This is a genomic window from Streptomyces sp. NPDC020845, from assembly GCF_044334165.1.
Taxonomy (GTDB): Bacteria; Actinomycetota; Actinomycetes; order Streptomycetales; family Streptomycetaceae; genus Streptomyces.
The window spans coordinates 62,819-79,365 of the sequence record NZ_JBIRSJ010000006.1 but is presented as its reverse complement, the minus strand read 5'-3'; the positions used below and the strand labels follow the sequence as shown (position 1 = coordinate 79,365).

14 protein-coding genes are annotated in these 16,547 nt (G+C 71.8%); 8 read left to right on the top strand and 6 right to left on the bottom strand.

Annotation, left to right across the window (positions count from 1 at the left end; all coding sequences use genetic code 11):
• Nucleotides 1-95 precede the first annotated feature (95 nt).
• From ACH4U7_RS16380 to ACH4U7_RS16355, 6 genes are all read left to right on the top strand, one after another.
• Nucleotides 96-1,004 (top strand): FAD binding domain-containing protein, encoded by a 909-nt coding sequence (locus ACH4U7_RS16380; RefSeq protein WP_398528585.1) that lies wholly within the window; start codon nucleotides 96-98, stop codon nucleotides 1,002-1,004.
• Entirely contained in the window at nucleotides 995-1,561 is a 567-nt protein-coding gene (locus tag ACH4U7_RS16375; RefSeq protein WP_398528584.1) for a (2Fe-2S)-binding protein, read from the top strand. Before ACH4U7_RS16380 ends, ACH4U7_RS16375 begins: the two co-directional genes overlap by 10 nt.
• 3 nt (nucleotides 1,562-1,564) lie before the next feature.
• Nucleotides 1,565-3,943: a xanthine dehydrogenase subunit D gene (gene pucD / locus ACH4U7_RS16370; RefSeq protein WP_398528583.1), complete on the top strand. Its 2,379-nt coding sequence runs from the start codon at nucleotides 1,565-1,567 to the stop codon at nucleotides 3,941-3,943.
• 90 nt (nucleotides 3,944-4,033) lie between these two features.
• Complete coding sequence (locus ACH4U7_RS16365; RefSeq protein WP_398528582.1) at nucleotides 4,034-5,236, top strand: XdhC family protein; 1,203 nt, start codon at nucleotides 4,034-4,036, stop codon at nucleotides 5,234-5,236.
• A 123-nt stretch (nucleotides 5,237-5,359) separates the two neighbouring features.
• Entirely contained in the window at nucleotides 5,360-7,027 is a 1,668-nt protein-coding gene (locus ACH4U7_RS16360; RefSeq protein ID WP_398528581.1) for a glycoside hydrolase family 6 protein, read from the top strand.
• 319 nt (nucleotides 7,028-7,346) lie between these two features.
• Nucleotides 7,347-7,991, top strand: coding sequence for a response regulator (locus tag ACH4U7_RS16355; protein WP_398528942.1), 645 nt, complete (start codon nucleotides 7,347-7,349; stop codon nucleotides 7,989-7,991).
• 309 nt (nucleotides 7,992-8,300) lie between these two features.
• Here ACH4U7_RS16355 and ACH4U7_RS16350 read toward each other — a convergent pair whose 3' ends face one another.
• The 4 genes from ACH4U7_RS16350 to ACH4U7_RS16335 form a co-directional block, all read right to left on the bottom strand.
• Nucleotides 8,301-8,654, bottom strand: coding sequence for a hypothetical protein (locus ACH4U7_RS16350; protein ID WP_398528580.1), 354 nt, complete (start codon nucleotides 8,652-8,654; stop codon nucleotides 8,301-8,303).
• A 131-nt stretch (nucleotides 8,655-8,785) separates the two neighbouring features.
• Complete coding sequence (locus ACH4U7_RS16345) at nucleotides 8,786-9,211, bottom strand: carboxymuconolactone decarboxylase family protein (protein WP_398528941.1); 426 nt, start codon at nucleotides 9,209-9,211, stop codon at nucleotides 8,786-8,788.
• 96 nt (nucleotides 9,212-9,307) lie between these two features.
• Complete coding sequence (locus ACH4U7_RS16340) at nucleotides 9,308-10,195, bottom strand: phosphatidylinositol-specific phospholipase C domain-containing protein (protein ID WP_398528579.1); 888 nt, start codon at nucleotides 10,193-10,195, stop codon at nucleotides 9,308-9,310.
• Between the two features lie 191 nt (nucleotides 10,196-10,386).
• Nucleotides 10,387-11,301, bottom strand: coding sequence for an SGNH/GDSL hydrolase family protein (locus tag ACH4U7_RS16335; protein ID WP_398528578.1), 915 nt, complete (start codon nucleotides 11,299-11,301; stop codon nucleotides 10,387-10,389).
• A 120-nt stretch (nucleotides 11,302-11,421) separates the two neighbouring features.
• On the opposite strand from ACH4U7_RS16335, the gene ACH4U7_RS16330 reads away from it, so the two are divergent.
• The gene (locus tag ACH4U7_RS16330) at nucleotides 11,422-12,537 is read left to right on the top strand and encodes a winged helix DNA-binding domain-containing protein (protein ID WP_398528577.1); all 1,116 of its coding nucleotides are present in this window, start codon (nucleotides 11,422-11,424) and stop codon (nucleotides 12,535-12,537) included.
• 37 nt (nucleotides 12,538-12,574) lie between these two features.
• On the opposite strand, the gene ACH4U7_RS16325 is transcribed toward ACH4U7_RS16330, so the two are convergent.
• Together ACH4U7_RS16325 and ACH4U7_RS16320 are read right to left on the bottom strand one after the other, a co-directional pair.
• On the bottom strand, nucleotides 12,575-13,759 hold the full coding sequence (locus tag ACH4U7_RS16325; RefSeq protein WP_398528576.1) for a magnesium and cobalt transport protein CorA: 1,185 nt from the start codon (nucleotides 13,757-13,759) through the stop codon (nucleotides 12,575-12,577).
• Between the two features lie 122 nt (nucleotides 13,760-13,881).
• The gene (locus ACH4U7_RS16320; RefSeq protein ID WP_398528575.1) at nucleotides 13,882-14,724 is read right to left on the bottom strand and encodes a response regulator transcription factor; all 843 of its coding nucleotides are present in this window, start codon (nucleotides 14,722-14,724) and stop codon (nucleotides 13,882-13,884) included.
• Between the two features lie 100 nt (nucleotides 14,725-14,824).
• Here ACH4U7_RS16320 and ACH4U7_RS16315 point away from each other — a divergent pair, with 100 nt between their 5' ends.
• A complete protein-coding gene (locus ACH4U7_RS16315) occupies nucleotides 14,825-16,546 on the top strand; it encodes an AMP-binding protein (RefSeq protein WP_398528574.1) in 1,722 nt (573 codons plus the stop codon).
• Nucleotide 16,547 lies beyond the last annotated feature (1 nt).

The following is a 16,547-nucleotide window of genomic DNA, read 5'->3' as shown; positions in this document are numbered from 1 at the left end:
TTTGGTGACTGCACCAGGTGGCCCATACCTCGGTCTACTGGCGGTAAGCCATGTGCAGAGTTCCGGGGGGAGGACCCCGGAGAGAAGGGACACCCATGGAATTTCTGCGCCCTGCCAGTTGGGAGGAAGCGCTCGCCGCGAAGGCGGAGCATCCCGCGGCCGTGCCCATCGCGGGCGGGACCGACGTCATGGTCGAGATCAACTTCGACCGCCGCCGCCCCGACCAGCTGCTCGACCTCACCCGGATCGCCGAGCTGTACGAGTGGCAGACCGGCGCGGAGACCGTACGGCTGGGCGCCTCCGTACCGTACACGCGGATCATCGAGCGGCTGGCGGCCGAGCTGCCGGGGCTGGCGATCGCCGCGCACACCGTCGGCTCGCCGCAGATCCGCAACCGCGGCAGCGTCGGCGGCAACCTCGGCGCTGCCTCGCCCGCCGGTGACGCACATCCCGCGCTGCTCGCCGCCGGGGCCGAGGTGGAGGTCGCCTCGGTGCGCGGCAGCCGCCGCATCCCGGTCGAGGAGTTCTACACCGGGGTGAAGCGCAACGCGCTGGCGGACGACGAGCTGATCAGGGCCATCCACATCCGCAAGGCCGCCGGGCCGCAGCAGTTCTCCAAGGTCGGCACCCGCAACGCCATGGTCATCGCCGTCTGCGCCTTCGCGATCGCGCTGCACCCGGACACCCGCACGGTGCGGACGGGAATCGGATCGGCCGCGCCCACCCCGGTACGGGCCCGGGCGGCCGAGGACTTTCTGAACGCCGCACTCGCCGAGGGCGGCTTCTGGGACGGCGGCCGGACCATCACCCCGTCGATCGCCCGCCACTTCGCCGAACTGTGCGCCGCCGCCTGCGACCCGATCGACGATGTGCGCGGCAGCGCGGCGTACCGCCGCCACGCGGTGTCCGTCATGGCCCGCCGCACGCTCGGCTGGACCTGGGAGGCGTTCCGCGCGGGCGGCGACGGGAGCGACAGGAGTGAGGGAGGCGCACGGTGCGCGTGACGTTCACGGTCAACGGACGGCCACAGCAGGCCGACGATGTGTGGGAGGGCGAGTCGCTGCTGTACGTACTGCGTGAGCGGCTGGGCCTCCCTGGCTCCAAGAACGCCTGTGAGCAGGGCGAATGCGGATCCTGTACGGTCCGGCTCGACGGTGTGCCGGTGTGCGCCTGTCTGGTGGCGGCCGGTCAGGCCGAGGGCCGCGAGATCGTCACGGTCGAGGGCCTTGCGCGGTACGCCGACGCCAGGAGCCGACGGGCCACGGGTGACGAGGCCACGGGTGACGAGGCGACGGGTGACGAGACGGAGGCGTCCACGCCCCCACCGCCGCCCCCGCTCGCCCCCGTCCAGCAGGCGTTCATCGACGCCGGCGCCATCCAGTGCGGCTTCTGCACCCCCGGTCTGCTGATCGCCGCCGATGAACTGCTGGAGCGCACCCCCGACCCCTCCGACGCCGACATCCGCGAGGCGCTGTCCGGCAATCTGTGCCGCTGTACCGGCTACGAGAAGATCCTCGACGCGGTCCGCCTGGCGGCCGCGCGCACCACGGAGGCGAGGTAGCCCATGGCCCCCGGCCGCACGCCCACCCCCACCCTCGCCCCCACCGAGCCGCGCCAGGACGCCGCCACCCCGGGCACCATCGGCGAGTCCACGCCGCGCCCCGACGGCACGCTCAAGGCGACCGGCGAGTTCGCGTACTCCTCCGATCTGTGGCACGAGGACATGCTGTGGGGCTTCACCCTCCGCAGCCCGTACGCCCACGCCGAGATCCGCTCCATCGACGTCGGCGAGGCGCTGGCCATGCCTGGTGTGCACACCGTCATGACGTACGCCGACCTCCCCGCCGAGACCCACTACGGTCTGGAGATCCGCGATCAGCCCGTGCTCGCCGCCGACCGGGTCCGCTACCACGGCGAGGCCGTCGCGATCGTCGCCGCCGACCACCCCGAGACCGCGCGCCGCGCCGCCGCCCGGATCAAGGTCGAGTACGCCGAGCTGCCGCTGGTCACCGACGAGGCCACCGCCACCGCGCCCGGCGCGCCCGTGCTCCACCCGGGCCGTACGGACCGCCACGCCGCACACGCCCCGCACCCCAACATCGTCCACCGACAGCCCATCAGGCGCGGCGACGTCGCCGCCGCCCGGGCCCGTGCCGATGTGGTGGTGCGCCGGGACTACGAGGTCGGCATGCAGGACCAGGCGTTCCTCGGCCCGGAGTCCGGTCTGGCCGTGCCCGCCGAGGACGGTGGCGTCGACCTGTACATCGCCACCCAGTGGCTGCACGTCGACCGCGATCAGCTCGCCCCGGTCCTGGGGCTGCCCGCCGACAAGGTCAGGCTGACCCTGTCCGGCGTAGGCGGGGCCTTCGGCGCCCGCGAGGACCTGTCCATGCAGGCGCACGCATGTCTGCTGGCGCTGCGCACCGGCCGGCCCGTCAAGATCGTCTACAACCGGTACGAGTCGTTCTTCGGCCATGTCCACCGTCACCCCGCCAAGCTCACCTACGAGCACGGCGCGACCCGCGACGGCAGGCTGCTCTACGTCCAGTGCCGCATCGTCCTCGACGGCGGCGCGTACGCCTCCTCCTCCCCGGCCGTCGTCGGCAACGCCGCCTCGCTGTCCATCGGCCCGTACGCCGTGGACAACGTCGACATCGAGGCGCTGGCCCTGTACTCCAACAACCCGCCCTGCGGTGCGATGCGCGGCTTCGGCGCGGTGCAGGCCTGCTTCGCGTACGAGGCGCAGATGGACGCGGTGGCGGCGGAGCTGGGCCTGGACCCGGTGGAGTTCCGGCAGCGCAACGCCATGGAGCAGGGCGCGGTCATGCCCACCGGCCAGCGCGTCGACTCCCCGGCCCCGGTCGCCGAGCTGCTGCGCCGGGTCAAGGCCCGGCCGATGCCGCGCGCCGGCGGCTTCTCCGACGTACGGGAACTGCCGGGCGGGCTGTCCAACACCAGCCATGGCGAGGGCGTGGTGCGCGGCGTCGGCTACGCGGTCGGCATCAAGAACGTCGGCTTCTCCGAGGGCTTCGACGACTACTCCACCGCCCGGGTGCGGCTCGAGGTGCTGGGCGGGGAGCCGGTCGCCCTGGTGCACACCGCCATGGCCGAGGTCGGCCAGGGCGGGGTGACCGTGCACACCCAGATCGCCCGCACCGAGCTCGGTGTGGCGCAGGTCGTGCTGCACCCGGCCGACACCCAGGTCGGCTCGGCGGGCTCCACCTCCGCCTCCCGGCAGACGTATATGACCGGCGGCGCGATCAAGCACACCTGCGAGGCGGTGCGCGAGGAGGTGTTCCGGCGTGGCCGCGAGCGGTTCGGCGCCGACCACCCCGGCTGGGCGGACGCGGGGCTGCTGCTGGCGGGCGGCAAGGTGGTCACCGAGGCGGGCGAGGTCATCGGCGACCTCGCCGAGATCCTGGGCGGGGACGCGATCGACATCGAGGAGGAGTTCCGGCACCGCCCGACCCAGCCCTTCCACCCGGAGACCGGGCAGGGCTTCGGCCACGTCCAGTACTCCTTCTGCGCCCACCGCGCCGTCGTCGACGTCGACACCGAACTCGGCCTGGTCAAGGTCGTCGAACTCGCCGCCGCCCAGGACGTCGGCAAGGCGCTCAACCCGCTGTCCGTGGTCGGTCAGATCCAGGGAGGTACGACGCAGGGGCTCGGGCTCGCGGTCATGGAGGAGATCGTGGTCTCGGACGGCGCGCGGGTCCGCAATCCGTCCTTCACCGACTATCTGATCCCCACCATCCTCGACACGCCGAGCATCCCGGTGGAGGTGCTGGAACTGGCCGACGACCATGCCCCGTACGGGCTGCGCGGGGTCGGCGAGGCCCCCACCCTGTCCGCCACCCCGGCCGTCGTCGCCGCCATCCGGGCGGCGACCGGGCTGCGTCTTGGCCGCGTCCCCGTCCGCCCGGAACATCTGACGGATACGTGACGGTTATGGGTGAATGTGGCGTGGTCGCGGCACGCCGCCGGACGTGTCCCCCTTCGACAACGGACCCGACGGACCCAGGAGCTGAGCGCCATGCTGGACATCGCCGCCGAGCTGCACCGCTGGTGCGAGGAGGGACGGGACTTCGCCGTCGCCACCGTCGTGACCGCCGTCGGCAGCGCCCCCCGGCAGCCGGGCGCGGCGCTTGCCGTGGACGCCGCGGGGACGGCGATCGGCAGCGTGTCCGGCGGATGCGTGGAGGGCGCGGTCTACGACCTGTGCCAGGACGCGCTGAGCACCGGCCAGGCCGTACGGGAGAGCTTCGGCTACTCCGACGAGGACGCCTTCGCCGTGGGCCTGACCTGCGGCGGGACCATCGACATCCTGGTCACCCCGGTGCCCGCCGACGACACCCGGCTGCGCCCGGTCCTCGCGGCCGCGCTGTCGGCCGCCGCGTTGTCCGGCGATGTCGATGGCCGTCCGGCGGCGCTCGTACGGATCGCCGACGGGCCGCCGGAACTGCTGGGCCGCGCGCTGCTGGTGCGCCCCGACGGCTCGTACGAGGGCAGCCTGGGCCCGGCCCTGGACCGTACGGCGGCCCTGGACCGTACGGCGGCCCTGGACCGTACGGCGGTGGACGAGGCCCGCGCGCTGCTGGAGGCCGGGCGCACCGCCACCGTGGAGGTCGGCGCGGACGGCGGCCGCTGCGGCGAGCCGGTCACCCTCCTCGTCGAGTCCGCCGTGCCCCCGCCCCGGATGATCGTCTTCGGCGCGATCGACTTCGCGGGCGCGCTGGCGCGGATCGGGAAGTTCCTCGGCTACCACGTGACGGTGTGCGACGCCCGGCCCGTCTTCGCGACCGCCCGCCGCTTCCCGGACGCGGACGAGGTGGTCGTCGAGTGGCCGCACCGCTATCTGGACGCCACCGAGGTCGACGCCCGTACGGTGCTGTGTGTGCTCACCCACGACGCCAAGTTCGACATCCCGCTGCTGGAGCGGGCGCTGCGGCTGCCCGTCGGGTACGTCGGCGCGATGGGCTCGCGCCGCACCCACGAGGACCGGCTGCGGCGGCTGCGCGAGGCCGGTCTTGGCGAGTCGGCGCTGGCGCGGCTGCGCTCCCCGATCGGCCTCGACCTCGGCGCCCGGACGCCCGAGGAGACCGCCTTGTCCATCGCGAGCGAAATCGTCGCGGCCCGACGGGGCGGCAGCGGAGTGCCCCTGACGGGTGCCCATATCCCCATCCACCACGACCTTTCGACGTCGGTGGGCATGGGATGGATCGGCTCGGTCGTCTGACGGAGCGCCACCCTTGGGTGGGGGAGCGGTTCGGCCACCCGGCGGACGTACGCGTTGCGAGGCCCCGGTTTCTGATTGAGCCTCAGAAATCGAACCCGAAAACGCCGCTCGAGGAGTGCGTACGTGCGTAGAAGACGGACGATCCCCACCAAGCCGATGGCCATCCTGGCCGCGATCGCGCTGCCCCTGTCCACCGCGGCCGCCGGATACGCGGTGGCGCCGGGGGAGCCCACCCCGGCCAGGGCCCTGCACCGGCTGTACACCCCGCCGGCCGGAACGGGCCCCTTCCATCAGATGACCCGGCTGGTCAGGCACGGCGACCGCAGCGCGGCCGCCGCGTTGCTCGAGATGGTCCGCACGCCGCACGCGGTCTGGTTCGGGGACGACAGCCCGGAAGAGGTCGAGCAACTGGTCCGCGAGACCACCCGGCGCGCGGTGCGGCGGGGCCATGTGCCCGTCCTCGCGCTCTACAACACGCCCGGCCGTGACTGCGGCAGTTACTCGGCGGGTGGCGCGCAGGGCACCGCCGAGTACCGGAAGTGGATCGACGCCGTCGCCCGGGGCATCGGCCACCGGCGGGCAATGATCATCTTGGAGCCCGACTCACTCGCCCTGTTGCCCTCCGACTGCGGCCGCGGCGTGAGCGCCGGGCGCGGCGAGGACTTCGCCGACGAGTCCGAGGGCGGGCCGGACGGCGCTCAGAACGCCGAGGACGCGTCCGAGGGCGATGCCTTCGACAGCCGTCTGTTCGGCGCCGGGGCCGGGGTGCTCGGCGGCGAGCTCGCCCGCGCCGAGGCGCAGGCCGATGCGCAGGCCCAGGAGCAGATCGCGAGGCGGGGCGCCAATCGGGCCGCGGCCCCCGCCGACATCGACCCGGTCAAGGACCTGCCCGAGGAGGAGTACGCCGACACGCCGGACGAGGTGCACGCCGAGCCCGACGCGCCCGCGGACACGCCCACCGAGAGACCCACGGACATCCCCGCCGAGAACGCCGCCGAGAAACCCATCGGCAACGCCACCGACGAACCCGAACCCGTCAGCAAACCCGCGAACACACTCACGAACACGCCCATGGACACCCCCTTGGGCACCGCCCGGAAGGCACCCGCCCTCACCCCCACCGAGGCGAGGGCCCGTAACGCCGCCCGCTACGCCGAACTCAACTACGCGGTCGACAAACTGGAACCGCTGCCCGGCACCAAGGTCTACCTGGACGGCGGACACACGGACTGGCACCCCGTCAGCAGCATCGTGAGCCGGCTGCTCCACGCCGGTGTCGACAACGCCACCGGCTTCGCCCTCAACGTCTCCCACTACCAGACCGACGAGGACAACGCCTGGTACGGCCGGCTCATCTCCTCCTGCCTGGCCTATGTGGCCGACGGCGGCAACCCGGCGGAGTGCCCCGACCAGCGGTGGCCGCGGCTGCGCGCCGAGCGGTGGCTGGAGATCAATGTGCTCAACGAGCCCGACGAGATGAAGCACTTCGTCACCGACACCAGCCGCAACGGCCGCGGCCCCTGGCTGCCCCGGGCCGGCAGCCACGCCGACCCCCAGTCCTGGTGCAACCCTCCCGGCCGCGGCCTGGGCATGCGTCCCACCACCAAGACCGGCGATCCGCTGCAGGACGCCGCGCTGTGGGTGAAGACCCCCGGCGAGTCGGACGGCCAGTGCCTGCGCGGTACGGAGGGGCCCCATGACCCGGAGCGTGGGATGGTGGACCCGGAGGCGGGCGAGTGGTTCCCCGAGCAGGCCCTCGAACTGGTCCGCAACGCCCAGCCCTCCCTGTGACGGATCGTCAGGCGGCTGCCGACACCCCCGGTACGGTCACTCCGGCCGGGGGTGCCGTCGGCAGTGGCGGACCGCGCCCTCGCTGAACGTGGACGTCCGCCGGGCCCGGCCGCCCGGTGATCCCCACGAGCGAGACGCCGCGCCCAAGCGCCCGGCCCGACAGCGGGCACAACGTCTCACTCGCATGCGACTTTCGTAGCGTGGGCGGTACGCTGCGCGCCGAGCCCGAGCCGGACGGCGGCTTCGGCGTCGAGGCCACGCTGCCCTCGTATGTGCCGACGGCGGATGTGCCGACGGAGGAGACGGTGGGGTGAGACCGGTGGTCCGGGTAGTGGTCGTGGACGACGAGCCGATGGTGTGCGTGTTCCTGCGCACGATCCTCGGTTCGGCCGAGGACATCGAGGTCGTGGCCGAGGCACACGACGGCGCGGCCGGCGCCGAGGCGGTCGAGCGCCACCGGCCGGACGTGGTGCTCATGGATCTGCGCATGCCGGGCGTGGACGGGCTCACCGCGATCGAGCGCATCAGGGAGCTCGCCGATCCGCCGGTCATCGTGGTCCTCACGACCTTCGACGCCGACCAGTACGTCCTGCGCGCGCTGCGGGCCGGTGCGACGGGCTTCCTGGTCAAGACCACGCCGCCGGAGGACCTGATCGGCCTGGTGCGGGTGGCCGCCGAGGGCCACACCGTGCTCTCCCCGGCCGCCGCCCGCCGGCTGGTCGCGGCCTCCTCCGACGGCCACTCGGCGCGCGACCGCGCGCGGCGGCTGGTGGAGTCGCTGACCGAGCGGGAGGTCGAGGTGCTGGCCGGGCTCGGCGAGGGGCTGTCGAACGCGCAGATAGGGGCGCGGCTGTATCTCTCGGAGGCCACGATCAAGGGTTATGTGTCCCGGCTGCTGGACAAGCTGGGCTGTGTGAACCGCACCCAGGCGGGGCTGATCGCCCACGAGGCGGGGGTCGGCTGACAGGTCGCTTACGCAACCCGACCACGGGCAGCGCCAGGAGGGCGCGGGCGGCGCCGATCCACAGCACGCTCGTGGTGGCGATGGTGTCGACTGCCAGTCCGCCGAAGAGCGCGCCGAGCGCGAGGAGCGGCATGGCCAGGGCCCAGCACCACACAGATGCCGACCACGGTCTGCCGAAGCCGCTTGGCGATGAGCGCGCCGGCGATGAAGCGCCGCCATTGCCCTTGAAGACCTTCGGCAGGTCCGCGAACGCGATGGTCCGCTCCGCCGGCACCTTCGGCATCAGGAAGACCATGCAGACCAGGGAGGTCAGCCCGAGGACGTCCACGGCGGCGAACGCGGTGCGCCAGTCGCTGAGGTCGCCGATGAACGTCCCGGTGGGACCCCCAGGACGGACGCGGTCTCCACACCGCCGAAGATGACGGCGGTGGCCCGGGGGACGTGCTTCTCCGGTACGAGCCGCAGCGCTATGCCGCAGGCGACCAGGCCGGGAACGGTCACCATCAGTCCCGCGGTGCCCTCGGAGACGTGCAGCGCGGAGCCGACCGGAGTGAGCAGGCCCACGGGCAGCAGTTCGGAGGTCATCAGGGAGAAGATGCCCAGCGTCACCGCCAGGACGGCGAGCCAGCCCTTGACGGGTGAACGGCCCACCGCGGCGGGCACTGGGGCACCGGGGTGTCGACAGTGGTCACGGCTGGATCAGCCCTTCATGAGGAAAACGGTCCGTGGCATGCCATGGGCGGTGGCCGCAGCAGGTGGTCCCTGCGGCGGCCACCGCCCATGGGAACTGTCGGCTACTGGGTGCCGGGCGTCTTGCGCGTGGTGACGTTCATCCGGTTCCACGTGTTGACCGTGAAGATCAGCGCGATGAGGTGGGCGAGCTCCTTCTCGTCGAAGTGCAGAGCGGCCTCCTCGTACACCGCGTCCGACACGCCCTCCGGCAGCCGGGTGACGGCCTCGGTCAGCGCCAGGGCGGCCCGCTCCTTCTCGGTGAACAGGCTCGACTCCTCCCAGGCGGAGAGCTGGTAGATCCGCTCCTCCGACTCCCCGGCCTTACGGGCGTCGGTGGTGTGGTAATCGATGCAGTACGCGCAGCGGTTGATCTGCGAGGCGCGGATCTGCACCAGTTCCAGCAGGACGGGGTCGAGCCCTTCACGGGCGGCGGCGTCGAGGGCGAGAACGGCCTTGAAGACCTTGGGGGCGACGGTGGTGAAGTTCATGCGCTGAGGCACCTGGAACGTGGTCATGCCCCGACCCTAGGAGCGGAAACGACCCGAGATGTGGTGCATTTCCGCGCCGTAAACATGGGTCAATATCTACGCCGCCGGGTTGTGCCGGATGAGGGTGTCGACGAGGCCGGAGACGGTGTTCGGAAAGTCCATCGGCACCACTCCGAGGCCGGTCCAGCCGGTGGCCTCGGAGCTCTCCAGGAAGCTCTTGACCTGCGGGTTCAGCCGGTCAGCGTTGGAGCGTGGCGGGAGCAGGGCGGCGGTGGAGACATAGTTGAAGAAGAGCTTGCCTGGCTGGGCCGCGGCCTTGCGGAACTGGGCCTGGATCTTCGGGTACTTGCCGAACGGCTCCGCCATGTAGTCGTCCTGGATGTCGAAGAGCCCCGCGTCGGCGTACCGCACCCCCGGCATGTTGTCGGAGTCGGCGAGCAGGACGACCTTGCCGCGGGCCTGGCCCAGCGTCGGCAGCGTGGCGTCCAGGCGGAACAGCGACCGCCAGCCCTTCCCGTCGAGGTAGGTGTCGAAGATACGGCGGAACTCGGCCGCGCTCTCCTCGGAGTACTCCTGCTTGACCCGCATCAGTACGGTCTCCGACGGGTGCGCGGTCAGAAAGGAGCGGCAGGCGGTGAGGACGTCGTCGAAGTTGAGGTGCTGGTAGAAGGCCCCGTGGTGGATGGGGAAGGCGCCTTCGAAGGCGCGGCAGCGGATGTCGAGGAAGCGTATGCCGCTGTTGAGCTGGTCGCCGATGGTGGTGTTCTGGCACTCCGTCCAGGGTCCGCCGTAGCGGGCGCCGGAGTCATGGGTGCCGGGCAGCGTCAGCCGCTGGACGGGGGTGGCGTCGGCGATACCGGACAGCCAGTCCTGGGGCGCCAGCGGCCTCGGTGCGGCGGTCGCCGTGGCCGTACCGCCCATGGCTGAGACCAGTCCCGCGGCGGACACCGCGGCCGCGCCCCTGAGGAACCCTCGCCGGTCCATGCGCAAACTCCCGTCGCCGTCGCTCGCCTGTGCGTGCCGGACGGCATCGAACCACAAGTCAGCTTGGGAAACTGCTAGTTGTGGTTGCTCGTGATCAAAATAGTGTGCCAAGCGACCACTTGTGATCGGCTCGCTCGAACTCTCACGCTGCGGTGGGGCCCCGGCATGCCGCCGCGGCCCCACCTGAAGCATCAGACCCGGCGAACGACACCGCACTGGGCCAGCGCGCGGTTCACGGCTGCCGCCATGGCCTGCTCACCCTGTGCGTTCGGGTGGGCCGGCGCCGCCGGAGTCTCAGGAGCGAGGGTCTCGATCCAGCGCTCACCGACCGGTTGGCACATGTCGTGGCCGATGGTGGGCTTGTACGTGTCGACGTACCCGGCCCTGCCGAGCTCTGCCTGGTGAGCGATCATGGCGTTGAGCGACTTCGTCTTGTCCCGCAGATAGCCGAAGTCGCCGGCCGCGAAGGGGACGCTGGGGCTGGTGCAGCCGACTCCGCTGTCCGGGAAGAGCGACGGATAGCCGACCATGACCACCTTGGCGCGCGGGGCCCGACGGTGAACTTCGGCGATCACCTGGGAGATCTTCGGCGCCGTGGCGGCGATGCTCTGCTCCACCTGGTCGCTGCCGCCCTGGGTGAGAGCGTCGCGGCACGGGCTTCCGGACGGGTTCCCAGCGCCCAGCGTGGCGCAGCGTCCCAGTACGGCGGAGAAGCCGATGTCGTTGCCGCCGATGCTCACGGTCACCAGGTCGGTGTCGCGCTTGAGGGCGTCGTATTGGGCGGGCGCCGTGTCCGTGGCGAGGGCCAGGTCCGCAGTGGTCGCCCCCGAGCATGTGACGTCCGTCAGCCGTGCCGTGTTCCGCTCGGCCACGAGATGTGGGTAGTTGGCGTTGGAGCGGGCGCACGCGGTGTCGATCTGCTCGGGGACGCCGGGCGCCGCGGCGTAGGAGTCTCCCAGGGCCACGTAGTCGAGCGATCCGGTGTGCCGGGGCGCGGCGTTCGCCGGTACAGAGGACGTCATCGCGAAGGCCAGCGCGCCGGCGGCGGCTATGGCGCCGAGGGCGGCCGTGCGTTGACGTGGGCTGTGCGTGGAATGTGGTTTCACCCGGGCAAGTATCGCGAACGCGCTCGTATCCTCCAAGCAACTCACCGGCCGCGCGTGGGACTTGGGAAGAGGCGGAGACCAGGACAGAAGCTGACCGCAAGGACCCGTAGCGTGGAGCGCATGACGAACGACGTGCTCGGCCCCCGAGCGCTCAACAGGGCGCTGCTGGAGCGCCAACTGCTGCTGGACCGATCAGGGTCCCTCACCGCTCTCGAGGTGATCGAGCGGCTTGTGGGCATGCAGTCCCAGGCGCCCGGCGCCCCGTACATCGGCCTGTGGACGCGCCTGGACGGCTTCGCGTTCGAGGAGCTGGCGCGGCTGACGCAGGAGCGGGAGGTGGTGCGGATGGTGCTGATGCGCGGCACCGTGCACCTCGTCTCCGCGGCCGACGCGCTGCGGCTGCGGCCGCTCATCCAACCCATGCTCGACAAGCAGTTCCGTGGCACGCCCTTTGCGCCCGGGCTGACCGGTGTGGCGCGGGAGGAGCTGGTGGCGGCCGGGCGGAAGCTGCTCACGCGGGGTGCCCTGAGCCCGGCCGAGCTGCGCGCCGAACTCGGCCCCCGGTGGCCGGACGCGGACCCGGGCGCGCTGGTCGACGCGGTGCGGGTGTGGGCGCCGCTGGTGCAGGTGCCGCCGCGCGGGCTGTGGGGGAAGAGCGGGGGGCCCCGGTACGCGACCGTCGAGGACTGGCTGGGACGGCCGATGGAGGCCGAACCCTCCCTGGACGCCGTGGTGCTGCGCTATCTCGCGGCCTTCGGGCCCGCGACCGTCGCGGACATCCAGAAGTGGTGCGGGTTGACCGGGCTGCGTGAGGTGGTCGAGCGGCTGGGGCCCGGCCTGCGGAGGTACCGGGACGAGAGCGGGCGCGAGCTGTACGACCAGGCGGACGCGTCGCTCCCGGACCCCGGCCTGCCCGTCCCCGCCCGCTTCGTAGCGGACTTCGACAACCTGCTGCTCTCGCATGCCGACCGCGCCCGCATCCTCGCCGATGAGTACCGGCGGCCGGTGATGGGCGTCAATGGCATCGTGCGCGGCACGATCCTGGTGGACGGCTTCGTCGCCGGGATCTGGAAGGTCGAGCGCGCCCGCGGTGTGGCGGTGCTGCGGGTGACCCCGTTCGTCCGGCTCGGCGCCGCCGACCGGGAGACCCTGGAGGCCGAGGGCGCGCGGCTGCTGGCGGTGACCGACCCGGCGGCGGGGGAGCGGGATGTGCGGTTCGAGCCGGTGACGGTCTGATCGATGCCCTGACCGGTGCCGGCGCACCGCGCATGGCTCAGAGCCAGCCGCGCCGCTTGAACACCACGTACAGGCTCAGACAGACCACCGCCATCAGCAGGATCGCGAAGGGGTATCCGAAGGCCCAGTGCAGCTCCGGCATCTCGCGGAAGTTCATGCCGTAGATGGTGCCGACGAGGGTGGGGGCGAAGAGGATGGCCGCCCAGGCGGAGATCTTCTTGACCTCCTCGTTCTGCTCGAAGCCCGCCTCGGCCAACGCCCGCATCTCCGCGTTCTGCTGCTGGGTGACCAAGGTGGCGTTGACCGCGAGGATGTCGCTGAGGGCCGAGCGGAAGCCGTCCACGCGCTCGCTGGTGTGGGTGACGTGGTCGGCGACGTCCCGCAGATAGCGCCGCAGCTCCTCGTCCGTGCCGTACTTGTCGAACCCGGCCATCAGGCCGTGCAACATCCCCACCAGCGGACGGGTCGCGCGCTGGAACTCGACCATCTCACGGGAGAGTTCATAGATCCGGCGGGAGACCTCGGGGTGGCCGCGGAAGACCTCGGTCTCGATCTCGTCGATGTCGTTCTGCACGCCCGCGACCACCGGGGCGTAGCCGTCCACGACCGAGTCCAGGATGGCGTACAGCACGGCCTCAGGACCGAGCGCCAGCAGCTCGGGCGCGGCCTCCATGCGGCGGCGCACCGCCGACAGATCGGGGGCGGCGCCGTGGCGTACGGTGATCACGAAGTCGGGGCCGACGAAGACATGCAGCTCGCCGAAGTCGACCTCCTCGGGCGCGTCGAGGTAGCGGGCCGCGCGCAGCACCACGAACAGCGTGTCGCCGTAGCGCTCCAGTTTCGGCCGCTGATGGGCCTCCAGCGCGTCCTCGATGGCCAGCTTGTGCAGGTCGAACTCGTCCGCGAGCGACAGCAGCTCCGCCTCGGTGGGCCGCAGCAGCCCGATCCACGCCATGCCCCCGGGCTCCTCGCGCAGCCGCCGGTACGTGGCGGCCAGGGAGCTGGGCGTGCCGACCCGGCGTCCGTTCCGGTACACCGCGGCGTCGACCACGCTGCGGTCGTCCTCCGCCGCGGCCTGGGCACCCGGGCCTCCGGAGTGCGGCTCTGTGTTCGGCGGGTTCGGCGGTGTGTCCCGCGCCGAGCCGGAGCCCTGTGCGGCACGCAGCCAGGAGGGTTTCCGCGGTGAGCGCGGGGACCGGGGAGGGTGCTCTTCGCTGTGCATCGCGGACCTCACCTCCTCAAGCCTGGGCGCGCGGGCACGGGGCGCTGACCTCAGGGTCTCAGGGAAGGATATACCTCCCAAATGACCCGGACCGGACCGGGGCGGGCAGGGGAGAGGGGCCTCTACGGCAGTAGCCCGGCGCGCCGGGCCTCCACCACCGCGTGGAGCCTCGTATGCGCCCCCAACTTCCGCATCGACGAGCGCAGGTAGCTCTTCACGGTCTCCGGCCGCAGCCCCAGCCGGTCCGCCGCCGCCGAGTTCGTCGCGCCCGACGCCACGCACGCCAGCACATCCACCTCGCGCGGCGACAGCTCCACCCCCGGCCGCGCCGCCGTGTCCGCCGTGCCGCCCGAGGAGGCTTTGGCCAGCCGTCCGCAGGCGCTGAGGATCCGCTCCCGCAGCTGCGGGTCGGTGACCTGCTGGGCCAGCGCCCGCAGATCGCCGTGTGCCTCCCGTACCTCTTCCCACAGCGCCGGATCCGCCTCGGGCTGCTGTTGTGTGACGGTGATCAGCCGCTGTGCCTCGTCCTGCACCGCCAGCGAGTGCTCCAGTTCGCGCGCCGCCTCCATCGCCGCGTTCAGCGCCCGGTCGCCGAGCGCCAGGGGCTGGCGCAGCGCGCCGTACAGCACCCCGCGCACCCGGCCGCGGACCACGACCGGGACCGCCAGCATCGAGCGCAGGCCCTCGGCGCCGACCGCCGCGTCGTACTCATGGCTGATGGCCCGGGAGACCGGGTAGTCGGCCACCGAGATCGGCCGGGACATGGTGAGGACCTTGCCGCCAAGACCGTTGCCGGGGGTGACGGCGAGCCCGCGCAGGGAGTTGGTCGTGGTGCCGGTGAGTTCGGAGATACGGAACTGCCGCGCGCTCGAGAACAGCCCGCCGAAGGCCACGGGCAGCCCGCCGCGCCGCCGCATCCGTAGCAGGGCCGTCCGCACATCCACCGTCCGGTCCGATTCCGCCACGGCCACCTCCCCGAAATACCACCACCCCCGTCCGGGGGTGGTGAGACTCAGATCACCCGTCGCACGATGCTAGCGAGCGCCATGGCAATCAGGAGGAGATGTGACAGCAAACGGCCCGACTCAGAGTTTCCGGGCGGCACGGGATTTCCTCCTGGCCCACGGAGACGACTACGCGACGGCGTACGAGGGTTTCAGATGGCCGCGCCCGGCCGAGTTCAACTGGGCGCTCGACTGGTTCGACCAGATCGCCCAGGGCAACGACCGTACCGCGCTGCATATCGTCGAGGAAGACGGCCTGGAGACGCGGATCAGCTTCCAGGACATGCGCCGCCGCTCCGACCGGGTCGCGAACTGGCTGCGCGCCCAGGGCGTGCGGGCCGGTGACCGCATCGTGGTCATGCTCGGCAACCAGACCGAGCTGTGGGAGACCGCGCTGGCGGCCATGAAGCTGCGGGCCGTGGTCATCCCCGCCACCCCGCTGCTGGGCCCGCTCGACCTGGTCGACCGGGTGGAGCGCGGCCGCGCGGCGCATGTGATCGTGCGGGCCGAGGACACCGCCAAGTTCGCCGAGGTGCACGGCGACTACACCCGCATCGCGGTCGGCGGCGCGCCCGACGGCTGGCTGGCCTACGCGGACGCGGGCACGGGTACGGGCACGGGTACGGGTACGGGCACGGAGACCGGCGGGGGCGAACCCTTCGTGCCGGACGGTCCGACCCTGGCCACCGACCCCCTCATGCTCTACTTCACCTCGGGCACCACCGCCCGCCCCAAGCTGGTCCAGCACACCCACATCTCGTACCCCATCGGTCATCTGTCGACGATGTACTGGATCGGGCTCCGGCCCGGCGACGTCCACCTCAACATCTCCTCCCCGGGCTGGGCCAAGCACGCCTGGTCCAACCTGTTCGCCCCGTGGAACGCCGAGGCGACCGTGTTCGTGCACAACTACACGCGCTTCGACCCCACCCGCCTCATGGCCGAGATGGACCGCTGCGAGGTGACCACCTTCTGTGCCCCGCCGACCGTATGGCGGATGCTCATCCAGGCCGATCTGACCCAGCTGCGCACCCCGCCCCGCGAGGTCGCCGCGGCCGGGGAACCGCTCAACCCGGAGGTCATCGAGCATGTCCGGCGCGCCTGGGGGGTGACCATCAGGGACGGCTTCGGCCAGACCGAGACTTCCGTGCAGGTGGCCAACACCCCGGGCCAGCCGCTCAAGGTCGGCTCGATGGGCCGCCCCAGCCCCGGCTTCGCGGTCACCCTGCTCGACCCGGTCACCGGGCAGCCGGGGGACGAGGGCGAGATCTGTCTCGATCTGTCGGGTCCCTCCGGCCGGCCCGTCGGCCTGATGACCGGTTACGAGGGTGACGAGGAGCGGACCGCCGAGGCGACGGCGGGCGGCTACTACCGCACCGGGGACATCGGATCGCGCGACGCCGATGGCTACATCACCTATATCGGCCGGGCGGACGACGTCTTCAAGGCATCCGACTACAAGATCTCGCCGTTCGAGCTGGAGAGCGCCCTTCTGGAGCACGAGGCGGTGGCCGAGGCCGCCGTGGTCCCGGCGCCCGATCCGCTGCGGCTGGCGGTGCCGAAGGCGTATGTCGTGCTGGCCGAGGGGTGGGAGCCGGGGCCCGAGACCGCGAAGGTCCTGTTTGCTCACTCCAGGGCGGTTCTTGCGCCGTACAAGCGTGTCCGTCGACTGGAATTCGCAGAACTTCCCAAGACCGTGTCCGGCAAAATCCGCCGTATAGAGCTACGCGAGCGCACGCTGCGCGGCGATGGTGTCGAGTTTCATGAGGAGACCACCTCATGAC